Here is an 832-nt window from a genome sequence, read left to right as displayed (position 1 = left end):
GGTGTCGAGCCTGGAGGGCACGTCGGGCACCATGCGCCACGCGGTCGGGGAGACGTCGAGCCGGTCGGCCAACGTGGCCAGCGCCGCCCACCAGACCGCCGCCAGCGTCAACACCGTCGCGGCGGCGGCGGAGGAGCTTGGGGCCACGGTCGCCGAGATCAGCTGTCAGGTCGAGCAGGCGGCCGGGATGTCGGACGCGGCGGTGCAGGAGGCGCAGCGCGCCGGGCAGACGGTGGCGGACGTCTCCGCCGCCGCCGCCCGCATCGGCGACGTGGTGCGGATCGTCTCGGCCATCGCCGGGCAGACCAACCTCCTGGCCCTGAACGCGACCATCGAGTCCGCCCGGGCGGGCGGGGCGGGCGCGGGCTTCGCCGGGGTTGGCTCCGAGGGGAAGGCACTCGCCGCGCAGACAGTCCGCGCCACGGACGAGATCGGCCAGGAGGTGGCCGCGATCCAGACCGCGACCGGCGGCGCCTACGGGGCGATCCACTCCATCGCGGCGCAGAGCGAGGCCATGAACCGCACCACCGCCGGCATCGCCGTCGCGGTGGGGCAGCAGGGGGCGCGGGAGTAGGGGAGCAGGCGCAGCAGGGGCCGGGCGTCGGAGAGCGCCAGCGCCATGGCCGCGGACATCGCCGAAGTCGCCTGCGTCGCCGAGGAGGCTGGTCGCGCGGCCTCCTCGGTGGCCGCGGCGACGGGGCAGCTCTCCGCGCAATCGGAGCGGCTGCGGGCCGAGGTCGCGCAGTTCCTGCAGAACGTCCGGGCGGCCTGAGGGCGCTTACGCCGCCCGCGCGGCCGGCGCCTCCGGCGCCGGCTCCGCCGGCTTGGTGCC

Annotated in this window: 2 protein-coding genes; both read left to right on the top strand. The window is 76.9% G+C overall.

Going from position 1 to position 832, the window contains the following annotated elements; translation table 11 throughout:
- The coding region (locus MKK52_RS27200) for a methyl-accepting chemotaxis protein (protein WP_243952143.1) at positions 1-574 on the top strand (574 nt) is incomplete at its 5' end.
- A gap of 45 nt (positions 575-619) precedes the next feature.
- Positions 620-772, top strand: coding sequence for a hypothetical protein (locus MKK52_RS27195; protein WP_243952142.1), 153 nt, complete (start codon positions 620-622; stop codon positions 770-772).
- Positions 773-832: the final 60 nt, after the last annotated feature.

Source organism: Methylobacterium sp. J-067 (assembly GCF_022829465.1).
Lineage (GTDB): Bacteria > Pseudomonadota > Alphaproteobacteria > Rhizobiales > Beijerinckiaceae > Methylobacterium > Methylobacterium litchii.
The sequence above is the reverse complement of the archived record's forward strand: the minus strand, read 5'-3'. Positions and strand labels throughout refer to the sequence as shown.

What these genes read in the sequence shown, in the direction of transcription:
- MKK52_RS27195 (WP_243952142.1), top strand. Translation starts at nt 620, where the DNA reads ATGGCCGCGGACATCGCCGAAGTCGCCTGCGTCGCCGAGGAGGCTGGT.